The organism is Candidatus Methylomirabilota bacterium (assembly GCA_036005065.1).
In the GTDB taxonomy this organism is placed as follows: domain Bacteria; phylum Methylomirabilota; class Methylomirabilia; order Rokubacteriales; family DASRDR01; genus DASYQW01.
In genome coordinates this window covers 17591-32730 of the sequence record DASYQW010000161.1, presented here as the reverse complement: position 1 = coordinate 32730, position 15140 = coordinate 17591, and the positions used below count along the sequence as shown (strand labels likewise).

Annotated in this window: 13 protein-coding genes; 7 read left to right on the top strand and 6 right to left on the bottom strand. The window is 72.0% G+C overall.

Translation table 11 applies throughout. From position 1 onward, the window contains the following. Positions 1-10 precede the first annotated feature (10 nt). The 5 genes from VGW35_11450 to VGW35_11430 are packed head-to-tail and all read right to left on the bottom strand — an operon-like array spanning position 11 to position 6246. Entirely contained in the window at positions 11-1150 is a 1140-nt protein-coding gene (locus VGW35_11450; GenBank protein HEV8308274.1) for an ABC transporter permease, read from the bottom strand. Continuing rightward, entirely contained in the window at positions 1147-2145 is a 999-nt protein-coding gene (locus tag VGW35_11445) for an ABC transporter permease (GenBank protein ID HEV8308273.1), read from the bottom strand. Before VGW35_11445 ends, VGW35_11450 begins: the two co-directional genes overlap by 4 nt. Before the next feature lie 27 nt (positions 2146-2172). Beyond that, complete coding sequence (locus tag VGW35_11440; protein HEV8308272.1) at positions 2173-4077, bottom strand: ABC transporter substrate-binding protein; 1905 nt, start codon at positions 4075-4077, stop codon at positions 2173-2175. Next, a complete protein-coding gene (locus VGW35_11435; protein HEV8308271.1) occupies positions 4074-5183 on the bottom strand; it encodes an ABC transporter ATP-binding protein in 1110 nt (369 codons plus the stop codon). Before VGW35_11435 ends, VGW35_11440 begins: the two co-directional genes overlap by 4 nt. A 49-nt stretch (positions 5184-5232) precedes the next feature. Then, positions 5233-6246, bottom strand: a complete 1014-nt coding sequence (locus VGW35_11430; protein HEV8308270.1) for an ABC transporter ATP-binding protein — start codon at positions 6244-6246, stop codon at positions 5233-5235. A 362-nt stretch (positions 6247-6608) separates the two neighbouring features. On the opposite strand from VGW35_11430, the gene VGW35_11425 reads away from it, so the two are divergent. The 7 genes from VGW35_11425 to VGW35_11395 are packed head-to-tail and all read left to right on the top strand — an operon-like array spanning position 6609 to position 13516. After that, positions 6609-7886, top strand: coding sequence for a glycosyltransferase (locus tag VGW35_11425; protein ID HEV8308269.1), 1278 nt, complete (start codon positions 6609-6611; stop codon positions 7884-7886). Continuing rightward, entirely contained in the window at positions 7855-9171 is a 1317-nt protein-coding gene (locus VGW35_11420; protein HEV8308268.1) for a glycosyltransferase, read from the top strand. The genes VGW35_11425 and VGW35_11420 overlap by 32 nt, the downstream gene beginning before the upstream one ends. Continuing rightward, positions 9168-10364 (top strand): glycosyltransferase family 4 protein, encoded by a 1197-nt coding sequence (locus tag VGW35_11415; GenBank protein HEV8308267.1) that lies wholly within the window; start codon positions 9168-9170, stop codon positions 10362-10364. The genes VGW35_11420 and VGW35_11415 overlap by 4 nt, the downstream gene beginning before the upstream one ends. After that, positions 10361-10960, top strand: coding sequence for a histidine phosphatase family protein (locus VGW35_11410; GenBank protein ID HEV8308266.1), 600 nt, complete (start codon positions 10361-10363; stop codon positions 10958-10960). The genes VGW35_11415 and VGW35_11410 overlap by 4 nt, the downstream gene beginning before the upstream one ends. Further along, complete coding sequence (locus VGW35_11405) at positions 10957-12195, top strand: glycosyltransferase (protein ID HEV8308265.1); 1239 nt, start codon at positions 10957-10959, stop codon at positions 12193-12195. The genes VGW35_11410 and VGW35_11405 overlap by 4 nt, the downstream gene beginning before the upstream one ends. Further along, positions 12192-12722: a class I SAM-dependent methyltransferase gene (locus tag VGW35_11400; protein ID HEV8308264.1), complete on the top strand. Its 531-nt coding sequence runs from the start codon at positions 12192-12194 to the stop codon at positions 12720-12722. Before VGW35_11405 ends, VGW35_11400 begins: the two co-directional genes overlap by 4 nt. Continuing rightward, entirely contained in the window at positions 12719-13516 is a 798-nt protein-coding gene (locus VGW35_11395) for a polysaccharide deacetylase family protein (protein ID HEV8308263.1), read from the top strand. Before VGW35_11400 ends, VGW35_11395 begins: the two co-directional genes overlap by 4 nt. A gap of 42 nt (positions 13517-13558) precedes the next feature. Here VGW35_11395 and VGW35_11390 read toward each other — a convergent pair whose 3' ends face one another. After that, positions 13559-15115 carry an adenylate/guanylate cyclase domain-containing protein gene (locus VGW35_11390; GenBank protein ID HEV8308262.1) on the bottom strand — a complete coding sequence of 519 codons (1557 nt, stop codon included), beginning with the start codon at positions 15113-15115 and terminating at the stop codon, positions 13559-13561. Between the last annotated feature and the right edge of the window lie 25 nt (positions 15116-15140).

The window sequence follows — 15140 nt, the reverse complement described above, 5'->3', positions numbered from 1 at the left end:
CAGATTCCCATCACGCGTACGGATCGGCGGCGTCGCGGAGGCCGTCGCCCAGGAAGTTGAAGGCGAGCACCGTCAGGACGACGGCCACGACCGGCGCCATCAGCCAGGGATAGAGGGCGACGGCGTTCATGTTCTGAGCCTCGGTGAGAAGCACGCCCCAGCTCGTGATCGGCGACCGCAGGCCGAGGCCCAGGAAGCTCAGGGCGGTCTCCCCCAGGATCATCCGAGGGATGCTCAGCGTGGCGGAGACGATGAGATGGCTGGTGAAGGCCGGCAGCAGATGCCGGCGGATCACGTAGGCCGGCGAGCCCCCCATCAGAAGCGCCGCGGTGGCGAAGTCCTCCTCCCGCAGGGAGAGAAGCTTGCCGCGGATGCTCCGGGCGAGCCCGGTCCAGTCGATGATGCCCAGGATGATCGTGATGCCCACGTAGACGAGGATCGGCTCCAGGCGGGCCGGCAGCGCGGCGGAGAGCGCCATCCAGAGCGGAAGCTCGGGGAACGATCGGATCACCTCGATCAGGCGCTGGATGACGATGTCCACCTTGCCGCCGTAGTATCCCGACAGTCCGCCGAAGATCAGCGCCAGGACGAAGCTCACCGAGATCCCCACCAGTCCCACCGTGAGCGAGATCCGGGCGCCGTGGAGGATTCGCGAGAGCATGTCGCGCCCGAGCCGATCGGTCCCGAGCAGGAACAGCGTCCCGCCCTCCTCCGACCCGAAGAGATGCACGCGGGCCTGCCACAGACCCAGGAAGGCGTAGGGCTCGCCCTCGGCGAGGAGCCGGACCCGGTAGCGCCGGGTGAAGTCCTCACGGTACTCCCGTTTGAGGGTCTCCATGTTGATGGTCATGACGTGGCCATACACGAACGGCCCGACCAGCCGCCCGTCGTGGAAGACGTGCACCCGCTGGGGCGGGAAGTACACGTAGTCCGCATGCCGCGTCCGCAGCGCGTAGGGCGCCAGGAACTCGACGAACGGGATGATGGCGTAGAACGCCACCAGGAACCAGAGCGCCGCCATGGCCAGCCGATGCTTCTGGAGGCGCCACCAGATGAGCTGCCACTGGGAAGCGAGGTAGTAGCGCTCTTGCTCGGGGGTCAGCGTCCGCACGTCCGGGGCGGGCGCCGCGATCACCACCGGCACGCTCATCGGCTGCGCTCGGCGCCCTGGCGAATCCGCGGATCCAGCGCGGCCAGCGCCAGGTCCGACAGGAAGACCCCCAGCACGGTGAGGGAGGCCAGCAGCATGAGGAAGGAGCCGGCCAGGTACATGTCCTGGGTTCGGAGCGCGCGCAGCAGCATGGGGCCGGTCGTGGGCAGCGACAGCACGATCGAGACGATGACCGACCCCGAGACCACCTCCGGCAGCAGGTTGCCGATGTCGCTGATGAAGGGATTCAGGGCGATGCGCAGCGGGTACTTGACGAGCAGCCGCCCGGGCGGAAGCCCCTTGGCCCGCGCGGTCACGACGTACTGCTTCTTGAGCTCGTCGAGGAGGTTGGCCCGGAGGCGACGGATCATCCCGGCGGTGCCGGCGGTGCCGATCACCACCACGGGGATCCACAGGTGCTCGAGCAGGTCGACGATCTTGGCCCAGCCCCAGGGGGCTTCCTGGAGGTCGGGCGAGAAGAGACCTCCCACGCTCACCCCGAACCAGGTGAACGAGACGAACATCAGCACGAGGGCTAGTAGGAAGTTGGGGGTGGCCAGCCCCAGGAAGCCCAGGAAGGTCAGGCCGTGGTCCCCCCAGCTGTACTGGTGCGTCGCCGAGTAGACGCCGATGGGGAACGCGACCAGCCAGGTGAATAAGATGGCCCCGAACGAGACGACGAAGGTGAGGGCCAGGCGCTCCCCGATGATCGCCGTGACCGGCCGGTCGTACTCGAACGAATAGCCCAGGTCGCCGTGGAAGAGGCCCCGGAGCCAGATCCAGTACTGCATCCAGACCGGCTGATCGAGGCCGTACTGCTTCCGGAGGAACTCCATCTTCTGAAGGTCCGCCGTCTCGCCGGCCGACCGCAGCTCGCTGATGAGCGTGTCCAGGTAGTTCCCCGGGGGAAGCTGGATGATCACGAAGGTGAGGATGGAGATGGCCAGGAGCGTCGGAATCATCAGGAGCACTCGCTGAACGAGATAGCGGAGCATGGCCGGCCTACCCCGGGACCGGCGTGGTCACGGACGGCCCCCCTGCCAGTAGAACGTGTCCGGGCTGTGGATCCCGAAGTGGGCGCCGGGGTCCCAGGCGTAGATGCCCTTCTCCGGCACGCCGCGGAGGCCGTTGGCCACGACGACCGGCTGGAGGGTGCCCCCCAGGATCCCGATCGTGAACACCTCTTCCGCGTTGATGTCGAGCATCTCGCCCCAGACCCGCTCCCGCTCGGCGCGCTCGGTCGAGACGAGCCACCGCCGGTACAGCTCGACCAGCCGGCGGGCCGACGGCAGCTCGGGAGCCTCCCCGCGCTTGCCCTTCGTCTCGAAATACACGCCCCAGCGGCTCCACTGGAGCTGCTCCTCGGCCACGGGCGCCAGCCAGCTCGGGCTCATGTCGGGCGTGGGGAGCCCGAACAGGTCGCTGTTGCTGATGCTCATCATCGCCTCGCCGGAGAAGACCCGGCGCCGGAAAATCTCCCGTTGAGTCGGCCGGATCAGGAGCTCGACGCCGAGCTGGGCCCAGGTGTCCGCCACCAGCTCCAGCACGTCGGTCTGCTCGGTGGACTCGCCCGCGGTCTCCACGATGACGTCCAGGCGCTGGCCGTCGGGGCGCAGCCGGAAACCCTTCGCGTCGCGCCCCTTGAGCCCCAGCTCGTCGAGGAGCCGGTTGGCCTGGGCGGGATCGAACCGGGCGTAGGCCATGCGAGTGTCCTCGTGGGAGGCCGGGCTCCGGAGGACGGTGTTCTGGCCGATGGTGCCGAAGCCGTAGTAGAGGATCTTGTTGATCTCCTCCCGATCGATGCCCAGGGACAGCGCCTGACGGAAGCGCCGGTCCTGGAGCAGCTTCCGCATCACGGGGTCGCCGGTCGTGAGGTTCGGGTAGAGGGCGACGGCGGCGCTGGCGGCCGTCGACCAGAGGTACACCCGATAGCCAGCCTGCTGCTCGTTCCGCTTGAGAAACGTGTACTGGTCGAACGTCAGGTAGCGCGCCTGAAGGTCGGTTTCCCCCGTGGACGCCTTGACCGGGATGACCGCCTTGTCGGCCAGGATCATCTTGAGGCGGTCGATGTACGGGAGCTGCCGCCCGCGCTGGTCGACCCGGTGGAAGTAGGGGTTGCGCTCGGCGTGGAACACCTCGGCGGGCGGCGCCACCGTGGGCTTCCACGGCTGGAGGGTCGGCAGCTCGGGATTGTCCATCACGTAGAGGGCGTCGCGCGCGTTGTGGAGCCCGGCCCAGCTCCGCCGCCGCTCCTGCTTGGCCTGCGCGGCCAGCTTCTCGGCGTCGGCGAAGGCCTTGTGGAACCGCTTGAGGTAGTGGGCCGGCCGATAGAGGATCGTCGGCGCCGCGCCGGCCTGGTCCAGCAGGAAGAGGTTGTTGGGCTTGGACCAGCTGAACCGCACGGTCTGCGCGTCCGGGAACTCCACGCGCGGCAACTCCCCATCCACCAGGAGAAGCGCCGGCGGCCCCCCGGGGGACAGCTCCTTGTTGTTGGCGACGTGCTCCCACCAGTACTGGAAATCGGCGCTGGTGAACGGCGTCCCGTCCGACCAGCGGTGCCCCTTGCGCAGGTGGAACGTGAACGTGCGCCCCTCCGCCACGTCGACCCGCTCGGCGATGTCGGGAACGATCTGATAGCGGTGATTGAACCGGACCAGGCGGGCGTAGCCGTAGACGAAGGCGAGCTTCAGGTCCTTGGGCGTCCCGATGAGCGTCCGCAGCTCGCCGCCATAGGCGGCTTCCGCCGCCGTCGTCACCACCATCGGATGCTCCGGCAGCCGCCGGGCGAGCGGCGGGAGCTCGCCCGATGCCGCGCGGGCCGCCAGGGAGGGCGGCTCGGGAGGGGCGCTCCCGGGGGCGGCCGCGGCGGCCGCGGCCAGCCCGACTCCGACCAGCCCGATGAACCACCCCAGCCTTCGCTCGATCATGCCGATTTCTCCTGCGTGAGACGGGGCCGCCTCAGGAGCGGCGCGAGCCGGATCTCGTCGACCCGATGGCACCGGACCCAGTGATCCGGCTCGACCTCGCGGAGTGGCGGATCCTCGATCTGGCACCGCTCGACGGCGTAGCGGCACCGGGGGGCGAGGGGGCACCCCTCCACCGGGGCCTCGATCACCTGGCCATCCCCCAGGGCCGCGTGGTCGGGGCGGAGCTTCGGGTCGGGTTGGAGGACGGCGGCCAGCAGAGCCTCGGTGTACGGATGCCGGGGGCGCGCGAAGAGCTCGCGCTTGCCGGCCAGCTCGACGATCCGCCCCGAATACATCACGGCGACGCGATCGGCCACATAGTCCACGACGGCGAGGTTGTGCGAGATGAAGAGATAGGTCAGGCCGAGCTCGGCCTGGAGATCCTTGAGGAGGTTCAGCACCTGGGCCTGGATCGACACGTCGAGGGCGGACACCGGTTCGTCGCAGACGATCAGCTCGGGGTTCAGGGCCAGCGCCCGCGCGATGCCGATCCGCTGGCGCTGGCCGCCCGAGAAGGAGTGCGGGTAACGGCGGAGATACTGGACGTCGAGCCCGACCATCGCCATGAGCGCCTTCACCCGCTCGGTGATCTGGGCCGGGGACCCGGCCTGATGGAGCTTCAACGGCTCGGCGATGATCTCCCCGGCCGGCATGCGCGGATTGAGCGAGGAGAAGGGGTCCTGAAAGATCAGCTGGATGTGCCGGCGCAAGGCCCGCAGCGCCTTGCCCTCGAGCTGGTCTACCCGCACCACGTTGCCGTCGAGATTGAAGAGGATCTCGCCCCGGGTGGGCCGGATCGCGCGCAGGATGAGCCGGGCGGTCGTGGTCTTCCCGCAGCCGGACTCACCCACCAGCCCCAGGGTCTCCCCGCGCTGGAGCGCGAAACTCACCTCTTCCACCGCCTTGACCGTCCCGACCCGCCGGCGGGCGAGGCCCAGCAGCCAGGGCTGGTAGAGGGCAAAGTGCTTGGTGAGATCATGCACGGTCAGGAGCGGCCCGGGCGAAGAAGGGCGCGCGGGGGTCTGCCCCGCCTCGACCGTCGCGCGCCCGCCGCCGTTCCGGGTCACCGGGACACCTGCGGACGCCGAGAGGCGACGGGCCGCGGCCCGAGCCCCCTCACGCTTCCGCCTCCGGCGGCGACCCCCGCTTGTAGCAGGCCACGTGATGGTCCGGCGCCAGGGGCGTGAGCGCCGGCATCGTCCGCCCACACAGCTCCGGTTCCCCTTCGGGACACCGCGAGAGGAACGGGCAGCCCCGGATCATCGAGAGTGGGTCGGGCACGGTCCCGGCGATCGCCTCGAGCCGTTCCCCCTCGGGGATCCCGAAGTGAGGCGTGCTCCGGAGCAGGGCCTGGAGGTACGGGTGCCGGGGATTGTCGAACAGGGTGCTGACGGGACCCGTCTCCATGATCTTGCCACAGTACATCACGGTGACGAGATCGGCGACGTAGGCCACCACGCCGGGGTCATGGGTGATGAGCAGGAGGCCCATCCCCGACTCCTTCTGCAGCGCCAGCAAGAGGTCCAGGATCTGGGCCTGGATCGTGACGTCGAGCGCGGAGGTCGGCTCGTCGGCGATCAGCAGGGCCGGCCGGCAGGCCAGGGCCATGGCGATCATGGCCCGCTGGCGCAGCCCCCCGGAGAGCTCGAAGGGGTAGCTGTCGACCTTCCGCTCGGGCTCCGGAAACCCCACGGCTCGGAGCGTCTCGATGGCGACCGCCCGCGCCTCGGCCCGGCTGGCCCCCCGGTGGAGGCGCACCGCCTCCCCGATCTGGTTGCCGATCGTGTGGACCGGGGAGAAGGACGTCATGGGCTCCTGGAAGACCATGGCGATGGACCCCCCCCGGATCTCCCGCATCGCCTTCCCGTTGGCGGGAAGCCCGACCAGGTCCAGCGGGGGGCTCCCGTCCGCCGAAAAGAGGACCCGCCCCCCCTCGATCCGGGCCCGGTCGGGGAGGATGCGCAGGATCGACTGGGCGACCACGGTCTTGCCGGAGCCCGACTCTCCCACGATGGCCATGGTCTGACCACGGTCCAAGGTGAAGGAGACCCCGTTGACGGCCCGGACCACCCCTTCATCCAGGTAGATGTAAGTCCGCAGATCCTCGACCCGGAGGAGAGGCTCAGCCATGGGGGAGATGTACCACTCCTCCGTTCCTCAGGAAAGGCCCCCGGACCCGGGCACGACCGCCCCTGGCCAGGCTCTTCTGTTGCCCTTCGGTTTGTGACATAGTAGGCGGGGTCCCGAGCCCACTCGAGACTCGCGGCCCGGCGCCACGGGCTCGCGCCCCTCTGGGGAGGGCGCGGACGCTCGCTTGTCGACCATCGTGATACGGCATACGATCCTACCATCCGCACGACTCGTGGAGGCAGGCAAATGCGGGGGGCTTCCGTCGGGGCCTCGCGGGACGGTCGGCCCTGGCCGTCGTCCGCCTCGGGGCCCGTGAGGCCCCCTCGACGGGTCGCGGGGACAGGGAGGACGGGGCGAGGGTGATGCCATCACGCTCGAATGCCGGAGCGCCGGAGGATGGGGGCCGCCATCGGCCGGAGCCGGCCGCGCGGGGGTCCAGCTACCGCGTCCTCATTTATAGCCACGACTCCTTCGGACTCGGCCACCTGCGGCGCTGCCGGGCCATCGCGCACGCCCTGGTGGGCCATCACAAGAAGCTCAACGTCCTCATCCTCAGCGGCTCGCCGATCATCGGGCGCTTCAGCTTCCGGGCACGGGTGGACTTCGTCCGGGTTCCAGGCATCATCAAGCTTCGAAACGGGGAATACACGAGCTTGAGCCTGGACGTCGACATCGAGCACACCCTCGCCCTCCGGGGCTCGATCATCGAGCACACCGCCCAGGTCTTCGACCCGCACCTCTTCCTGGTGGACAAGGAGCCGCTGGGCCTCCTGGGCGAGGTCGCCAAGACCCTTCGGCTGCTCAAGCGGCGGGGCGGCTGTCGCCTCGTGCTGGGGCTCCGCGACATCATGGACGACCCGGACCTCCTGGCCCGGGAGTGGCGGCGCAAGCGCGTCATGCCCGCCCTCAAACGTCTCTACGACCACATCTGGGTCTATGGCCTCCCTCAGATCTACGATCCAGTCAGCGCCTACGGGCTTCCGGCGGACGTGGCGGCCAAGACCGTCTTCACGGGGTACCTCCAGCGCGAGCCCCAGCCCGAGGCGTACCTGCCCCCCGACGTGGCGGCGGCCCTCGACAAGGGACCCTTCGTGCTCGTCACGCCGGGAGGCGGCGGGGACGGCGCCGACCTCGTGGACACGACCCTGGCCGCCTACGAGCGCTTCGACGGGCGACTGCCCTGGCGGGCGCTGGTCGTCTACGGCCCGTTCCTGCCGACCCGCCAGCGAGCCGCCTTCGAGCGGCGGGCTGCGCGGCTCCCCGGGGTGATGACCCTCACCTTCCACGAGCACCTCGAGAACCTGATGGAGAAGGCGGCCGCCGTGGTCTGCCTGGGCGGCTACAACACGTTCTGCGAGGTGCTCTCGCTGAACAAGCGGACCCTGATCGTTCCCCGTGTCACGCCTCGCGCCGAGCAGCTGCTCCGCGCCGAGGCGGCGCGCGAGCTCGGGCTCGTCCAGATGCTCCACCCCGATCGGCTCACACCCGAGTCGCTCGCCGAGGCCCTCGTCCATCTGCCGGAGCAGCCGCTCCCGGCCAGCCACCGCATCCCCGGCTTGCTGAACGGGCTCAAGCAGATCAATGCCACGGTCGCTCGCTGGCGGATGAATGGACAGGAGTGGCGCCGCGCCGTCGTCTGAGCGACGGGATGCCCTCGGGCCGCGCCCTCCGCTGGTCGTCGTGGTCAAGGGCTATCCGCGGGTTTCCGAGACCTTCGTCGCGCAGGAGCTGGCCGCCCTCGAGCGCCGGGGGTTCGCCCTGGCGATCGTCTCGCTGCGCCGCCCCTATGACCGGATCACCCAACCGGTCCACGCCGAGGTGCGGGCTCCGGTCCTCTACCTGCCCGAGTACCTGATCGAGGACCCGCGGCGGGTCCTGCGCGGCCACCTGCAGGCCTTTCGACGGGCCCCCGGGCGGTACCTCCGGAGCCTCCGCCTCTGGCTCTCCGACCTCGCGCGTGACCCGACACCGAACCGCGGGCGCCGCTTCGGTCAGGCGGGAGTCCTCGCCGCCGAGCTCTGGCCGGAGGCCCGCCACATGCACGTGCACTTCCTCCACACACCGGCCTCGGTGGCGCGGTACGCCGCGGCCATGGCCGGGCTCACCTACAGCCTCTCGGCCCACGCCAAGGACATCTGGACGCGACCGGCCTGGGAGCTCCGCGCGAAGCTCGCCGGGGCACGCTTCTGCGTGACGTGCACCGCGGAGAACCGGGAGTACCTCCGGCGCCTCATGCCCCAGGCGCGCGTCGATCTCGTCTACCACGGCCTCGACCGCGCCTTCTTCGCGCCCCCGGCGACCTTCGGCTCGCCGCGGGACGGCCGCGACGCGAACGACCCGGTGCGGCTGCTCGCCGTGGGTCGGCTGCAGCCCAAGAAGGGCTTCGACCTGGTGCTGCGCGCCCTGGCTCGCCTGCCGGGGCACGCGGTCCTCACGCTCGTCGGCTACGGGCCGGCCGAGTCCAGCCTCCGGTCCCTCACGAGCGCCCTCGGCCTGGAGGCGCGCGTCCGCTGGCTCGGTCAGCTCGACCATCCGGCCGTCCGGGCGCTCTACCGCACGAGCGATCTCTTCGTCCTCGCCCCGCGGGTCGCGGCGGACGGCGACCGAGACGGGTTGCCCAACGTCGTGGTGGAGGCGCTCTCCCAGGGCCTCCCGGTCGTGGCCACCCGCGCGGCGGCCGTCGGCGAAATCGTGGAGGACGGCCTGAACGGCGTCCTGGTGCCGCCCGAGGACCCGGCGGCGCTGGCCTCGGCGCTCGCCCGTCTCGCGGCCGATCCGGCCACGCGCCGGCGGCTCGGTGCGGCCGGCATTCGGCGGGTCGCCGAGGGCTGGGACCTCGAGGCCGGGGTCGGGCGCCTCACCGCGCTCCTGAGTCCCTGGCTCGAGGACGCCCCGGTGCGGTCGACCCGCGTCCCGGTGCCGTGAGCAACGCGCGGCGGGCGGCCTTCTACGCGCCGCTCAAACACCCGTTCGAGGGCGAGGCCTCCGGCGACCGCGAGATCGCGCGGGCGCTGATGGCGGGCCTCACCGCCTGCGACCTCGCGCCCGAGCTGGCGAGCCGGCTCCTGAGCTGGCGGCGCCGCTTCGAGCCCGCCGACGCCGTGCGGCTGGAGCGGCGGGCCGCCCTCGTCGCGGCCCAGCTCGTGCGTCGCTACCGGCGGCGGCCGCACGCGGCGCAGCCCTGCTGCTGGATGACCTACCAGAACTACGCCCGGTGCCCGGACCTCCTCGGGCCCCCCGTGGCGACGGCCCTCGCCCTCCCGTACATCCTGGTCGACACCGCGCTCTCGACGTCGAGCCGCCGGACACCCTTCCGCCCGTGGGTGAGCGCCGCCCGGCTCGCCGTCCGGCGAGCGGACCTCATCTTCGCCATGAGCCCGCGCGACGTGCCGCGGCTGGCGGCGATCCGGGGTCCGCGGTTCGCGGCCGAGCGGCTGCTGCTCTTGCCCCCGGCCGTGGACCTCGCGCGATTCGCGGCGAGTGAGACGGTCCGGGCGCGGCATCGGGCGGCGCTGGCCCGTCGGATCCCTGCCACGGAGGGCCCGCTCGTGTTGTGTGTCGCCATGATGCGCGAGGCGGACAAGCTCGATTCGTACCGACTCCTCGCCGCGGCGCTCGCCGAGCTCTCGCGCGAGAGTGCCGGCCGCCGGTGGCATCTCGTCGTCGTGGGGGACGGGCCGGCCCGCCGCGCGGTGGAGGCGGTCCTGGCCGCCGTGCCGGCGGACCGGGTGTGCCTCCTCGGCGCGCTCGAGCCCGCGGCGCTGCCGGCTGTCTATCTCGGGGCGGACCTCTTCGCCTTCCCCGGAATCGGGGACGCCCTCGGGCTCGTCTACCTGGAGGCGGCGGCCGCCGGGCTGCCCGTGGTGGCCTGCCGGGGACCCGGCCCGGACTTCATGGTGGCGCCAGGCGGCGGCCTCCTGACCGACGCGACACCCGCCGCCTATGCCGCGGGAATCGCCCAGCTCCTGGACGACCCGGCCCGGTGCCGCGAGATGGGGCACGCCGCTCGCGCCTTCGTCGCCGCCGAGCGGACGATGGAGGCGTGGACCCGGCGGCTCCGGGACGGCCTCGCCCGTCTTTCGCTGGGGAGTCGCGTGCCGGCAGGCTCCCCAGCGTGAGGTCGACGCACGTGGCCCTCATCCGCCACGCCGCCACGACGTGGACGGCCGAGCGGCGCATCCTGGGCCACGCGGACCCGCCGCTGTCGGCCGACGGCGAGGCGCAGGTCGCGCGCTGGCGACTCCCGGCCGACCTGGCGCGGCTTCATGCGGACGGCCGGCTCGCCTGGGCCGTGAGTCCGCTGCAGCGGGCCCTGGCGACCGCCGCCCGGCTGGGCGCGAGCCAGCCGGTGCGCGACGCGCGGCTCATCGAGATGCACTACGGGGCGTGGCACGGGCGAAGCTTCGACGAGATCGACGCGCTCACGGAGGGCGGGGGGTGGGACGCGAGACCGCCCGGCGGGGAGTCGCCGGCGGAGGTTCTCGCCCGCGTCCGGGCGTGGCTCGACGAGATCGCGGCCGGCCGCGGCCACGAGACGTGGGCCGCCGTCACCCACGGCGGCGTCATCCGAGCCCTCCTCGCCGCGGCGATCGGCTGGGACCTGAGGCCGCCGGCTCCGCTCCGCCTGCTGCCTGACCGGCTCCACCGCATCCGACGGCGAGGCGATGGCCACCTTCAGCTCGTGACACTCAACGAGCCGCTCACGCCGCTGTGACCGCCCGGGGCGCCGTGGCGCGACCGCCGATCCTTCTCCACTGTCAGCACTTGCTGGGCCTCGGCCACGTGCAGCGGGCGGCCCTCCTCGCCCGCGCGCTCGCGAAGCGCGGCGAGCACGTCCTGTTCGTGACCGGCGGCCTGCCGGTGCCCGGCCTCGAGCTCGGCGGCGTCGAGCCCGTCGCGCTTCCGCCCCTCGCCGCCGCCGACGAGGCGGCCAGCACCATCGCGCGGCCCGACGGGCGCCCGCCGGACGCGCGGTACCTCGCCGAGCGGCGCGCGGCGCTCCTGGCGCTGCTCGTCCGGCACGATCCCGCGATCGTGCTGCTCGAGCTGTTCCCCTTCGGTCGTCACGCCCTGGCCTTCGAGCTCGGCCCCCTGCTCCTCCAGCTCGCCGCCGATCGGGCTCGACGCGGCGACGCGGCTCCGCGAGTGGCGGTCAGTGTGCGCGACATCGTGGTGAGCAAGAAGAACCCGTCGTGGTACGAGCTGAGCGTCGTGGCCGTGATCATGCAGTGGGTGGACCGCGTCCTCGTGCACGGGAGTCCCGATCTGATCCCGCTCGACCGCACCTTCGGCCTGGCCGGCGCCCTGGCCGACCGGCTGGTTTACACGGGGTACGTGGTGCCGGACCCCGCCCCGCCCGGCGAGGCGACACCCCGGGGCGAAGTCGTGGTGTCGGGAGGCGGCGGGCGCGTGGCGGGCCCGCTCTTCCGCGCGGCACTGGCGGCACGGGCCCTCGCTCCCGCGGCCGCCGCGCTGCCCTGGCGCCTCATCACCGGGCCCTACCTGCCCGCCGACGTCCAGGCCGAGCTCGCCGCGGAGGCGGCCGCCCTTCCGCCCCAGGCGGGCCGGCCCGGGGTCGTCGTGGAGCGCTTCCGCGACGACTTCCCGGCGCTCCTGCGCGGGGCTGCGCTCTCGATCAGCCAGGCGGGATACAACACCGTGCTCGACGTCCTCCAGAGCGGCGTCCGGGCCGTCGTGGTGCCCTTCGAGGGAAGCGGTGACGAGCAACCGCTCCGGGCTCGACTCCTCGCCGCCCGCGGGCGGCTCACGGTGGTCCCGGAATCGGAGCTCGGCCCGGCCCGGCTCGCCGCCGCGATGGAGGCCGCGCTCGCCGCGCCGGACCTTCCCGCCCCGGCCCGCCTCGATACGGGTGGGGCCGCCCGCGCCGCGGCGCTCCTGGCGGGCATGGTCGACGGCGTCGTCGCGGCGCGGCGGGGCGGACCCGGATGAGTCGCCTGGATTCCCATATCCGCCAGTCGATCGCGAAGCGGGACAGCATCAACCTCGCCGCGAGCTGGCTGACCGGGGCCGACGGCGTCCTCGTCGAGTTCGGCCTCGGCACCGGGCGCTCTTACTCCCATCTCCGGGAGCGCTTCCCGGGACGGGAGGTGTTCTGCTTCGACCGGCGCGATGTCTGTCACCCGCGCTCCCGACCGCCCGCCGATCACCTCTACCTCGGCGAGTTCGACGCGGTGCTCGCCGATACCGCCCTCCACTGCCGCTTCACCGGCCGCGTCATCCTGGCTCATCTGGACGTCGGCCGCGGCGATTCGGAGGACGAGCGGCTGCCTGAATTCGTGCTGGCACACATTCACCCCTGGCTCACGCCGGGCGCCGTCGTGCTCAGCGATCAGGATCTGTCGCTCGAGCGAGGCTGGCGGCTCTTGCGGGTCGACACCACCGGCGCCGTCGAGCACGCCGACCGCTACTACGTGTACCGCCGCCAGGTCAGCCCGTCCGGCGATACTCCCGGATGAGTGCGGCCTGGGACGACGGCGCCTGGCAGAGGCTGGCGGCCGAGCTCGACGCCTGGCACCGGGACGGACGAGAGGCCAGCCTCTGGTGGCGCGACGACGATGCCGGCCGTCCCCATCCGGGCTTCGATCGGCTGCTGGCCCTGGCGGGGCGCACCGGGATACCGCTCGGGCTCGCCGTCGTGCCGGCGTGGCTCATCCCCGAGGTCGCCGCGGCGATCCGGGGTGCGCCGGGCTCGGTCGCCGTCCTCCAGCACGGCTGGGCGCACGCGAACCACGAGACCGTCGCGCCGCCGGGCGAGCGCAAAGTGCGCCCGGCCGAATGCGGGGCGGCCCGGCCTCCCGAGGTCGTCCTCGCCGAGGTGACCGCCGGGCGCGCCGACCTCGCGGCGGCCTTCGGAGCCCGATGGCTGCCCGTCTTCGTGCCGCCGTGGAACCGCATCGCCCCCGCGGTCCTCCAGGGACTCTCCCGCGCCGGCTGCCGCGCGCTCTCGGCCTTCGGGCGGCGCCACCCCGGCGACCCCGCGCCGGAACTCCGAAGGCTCAACTGCCACGCGGATCCCATCGTCTGGCGCGAGGCCAAGCGCTTCGCCGGCGCCGCGGCGACGCTGGACGGCCTCCGGGCGCACCTCGCCGATCGGCGGAGGGGCCGCGCGGACGCCAACGAGGCGACCGGCCTCCTCACGCACCACCGCGACATGGACGAGGCGTTCTGGGAGTTCCTGGCGGAGTGGCTCGGGCGCGTCGCCGCGCATCCCGGGGCGACCTTTCCGCCGCTGCCGGCGCTCCTCGGGTGACGCGGAGGGACCCTCCCCGGCCTGCGGGCGAGGCGCCCCGGGTCAGGCGAGGACTTCGTAGGCGCGCGTGTGCTGCTGCTTGCCCTTGAGCGCCACCTCCCCGAGGCCCCGATAGCGGAAGAGCTCGCGCGTCTCGAGGTAGGTTTCCTCGCCGACGAACACCCGGCCGGGCTCGCAGATGGACTCGAGCCGCTGGGCCACGTTCACGGTGTCGCCCAGCACCGTGAACTCCATGCGCTGGGGCGAGCCGATGTTGCCGACGACCACCCGGCCGGTATTGACGCCGATCCGCACCTGGAAGCGACGGTCGGCCGGGAGCGTCTCCTGGACGGCCCGGGCCTCCGCCTGCATGCGGAGGGCCGCCCCCACGGCCTGCTCGGCGTGGTTCCCCATCGGGAGCGGGGCCCCGAAGATCGCCATGATGGCGTCGCCGATGTACTTGTTGACGGAGCCCTTGAAGTCGAAAATCGCCCGCGTCATCCGGTCGAAGAACACGTTGAGGAGGGCCGCCAGCTCGGCGGCCGAGAGCCGCTCGGACAGCGGAGTGAAGCCGCAGATGTCGCCGAAGAGGACGGTCACGACCTCTTCGGTGACCTCGATCCCCAGGCTCCGGCCCTGGCGGGAGTGCCGCAGGATCATCTCGACCACGTCGGGGGAATGGTAGCCGGAGAGGTTCGCGCGGATGATCGCCTCGTCGCGGATCTGCTCGACGAGACGGATCTGGCGCATGCCGATCGCCACCTGGTTGGCGACCGCGGTCACCAGCTCGAGCTCCTCCTCGGTGAAAGCGTGGGCGTCGAAGAGGTTGTCCAGGTAGAGCACCCCCAGGGTATCCGTGGCCGACCAGAGCGGCACGCACATCGCGGAGCGGACGTTGTACACGTGGATGCTCTCGCCCCGCTGGAACCGGGGATCGTGGCGGGCGTCGGACGTGATGACGGCGACCCGCTCCCGCAGAACCCAGCTGCTGATCGTGTGGCTGATCGCCACCTGGGCGTTGCCCTTTTGCGTGCGCTCCACCAGGGTGGCCAGCGAACCATCCGGAGTGGAGAGCGCGATCGCTGCGCGCTCGACCGGCAACACGCGGAAGAGCAGGTCCAGGGCCGTCTGACCGATCTCCCGCAGCTCGCGGGCGGCCAGCAGGAGCTTGGCCAGCTCGTGGAGGACCGTGAAGTACTCGACGCTCCGCGGGAGCGCGACCTGGTCGAGTGACCGGACGAAGTCGGGGGCGCGCGAGAGCGTGACCCGCGTCCGGTCGGTGGTCTCGTCGGACGGCGGCGGAGCGACCAGGGCGGTGTCCGGCGGCTTCTCGAAGAAGTGGATGCTGACCCCGCCCACCCCGATTTCGTCCCCCGGGTGGAGCCGCTCGGTCTGGTTCGTGGCGAGCCGCCGGCCGTTCAGGTAGGTGCCGTTCGCCCCGCCGAGGTCGACGAGGTGCCAGCCCTGGCCATAGCGGTCGATCAGACTGTGCGCGCGGGAGACCCCCGCGTCAGCCAGGATCAGGTCGTTGCCCGCCCGGCGGCCGATCCGAAACGGCGGCCGCACGATCTCCAGGACCCGCGGGGCTTCGCCCTCTTCGTGCACCACCAGCCACGGCACAGCCCCTCTTTAGCACAAGTCCGGT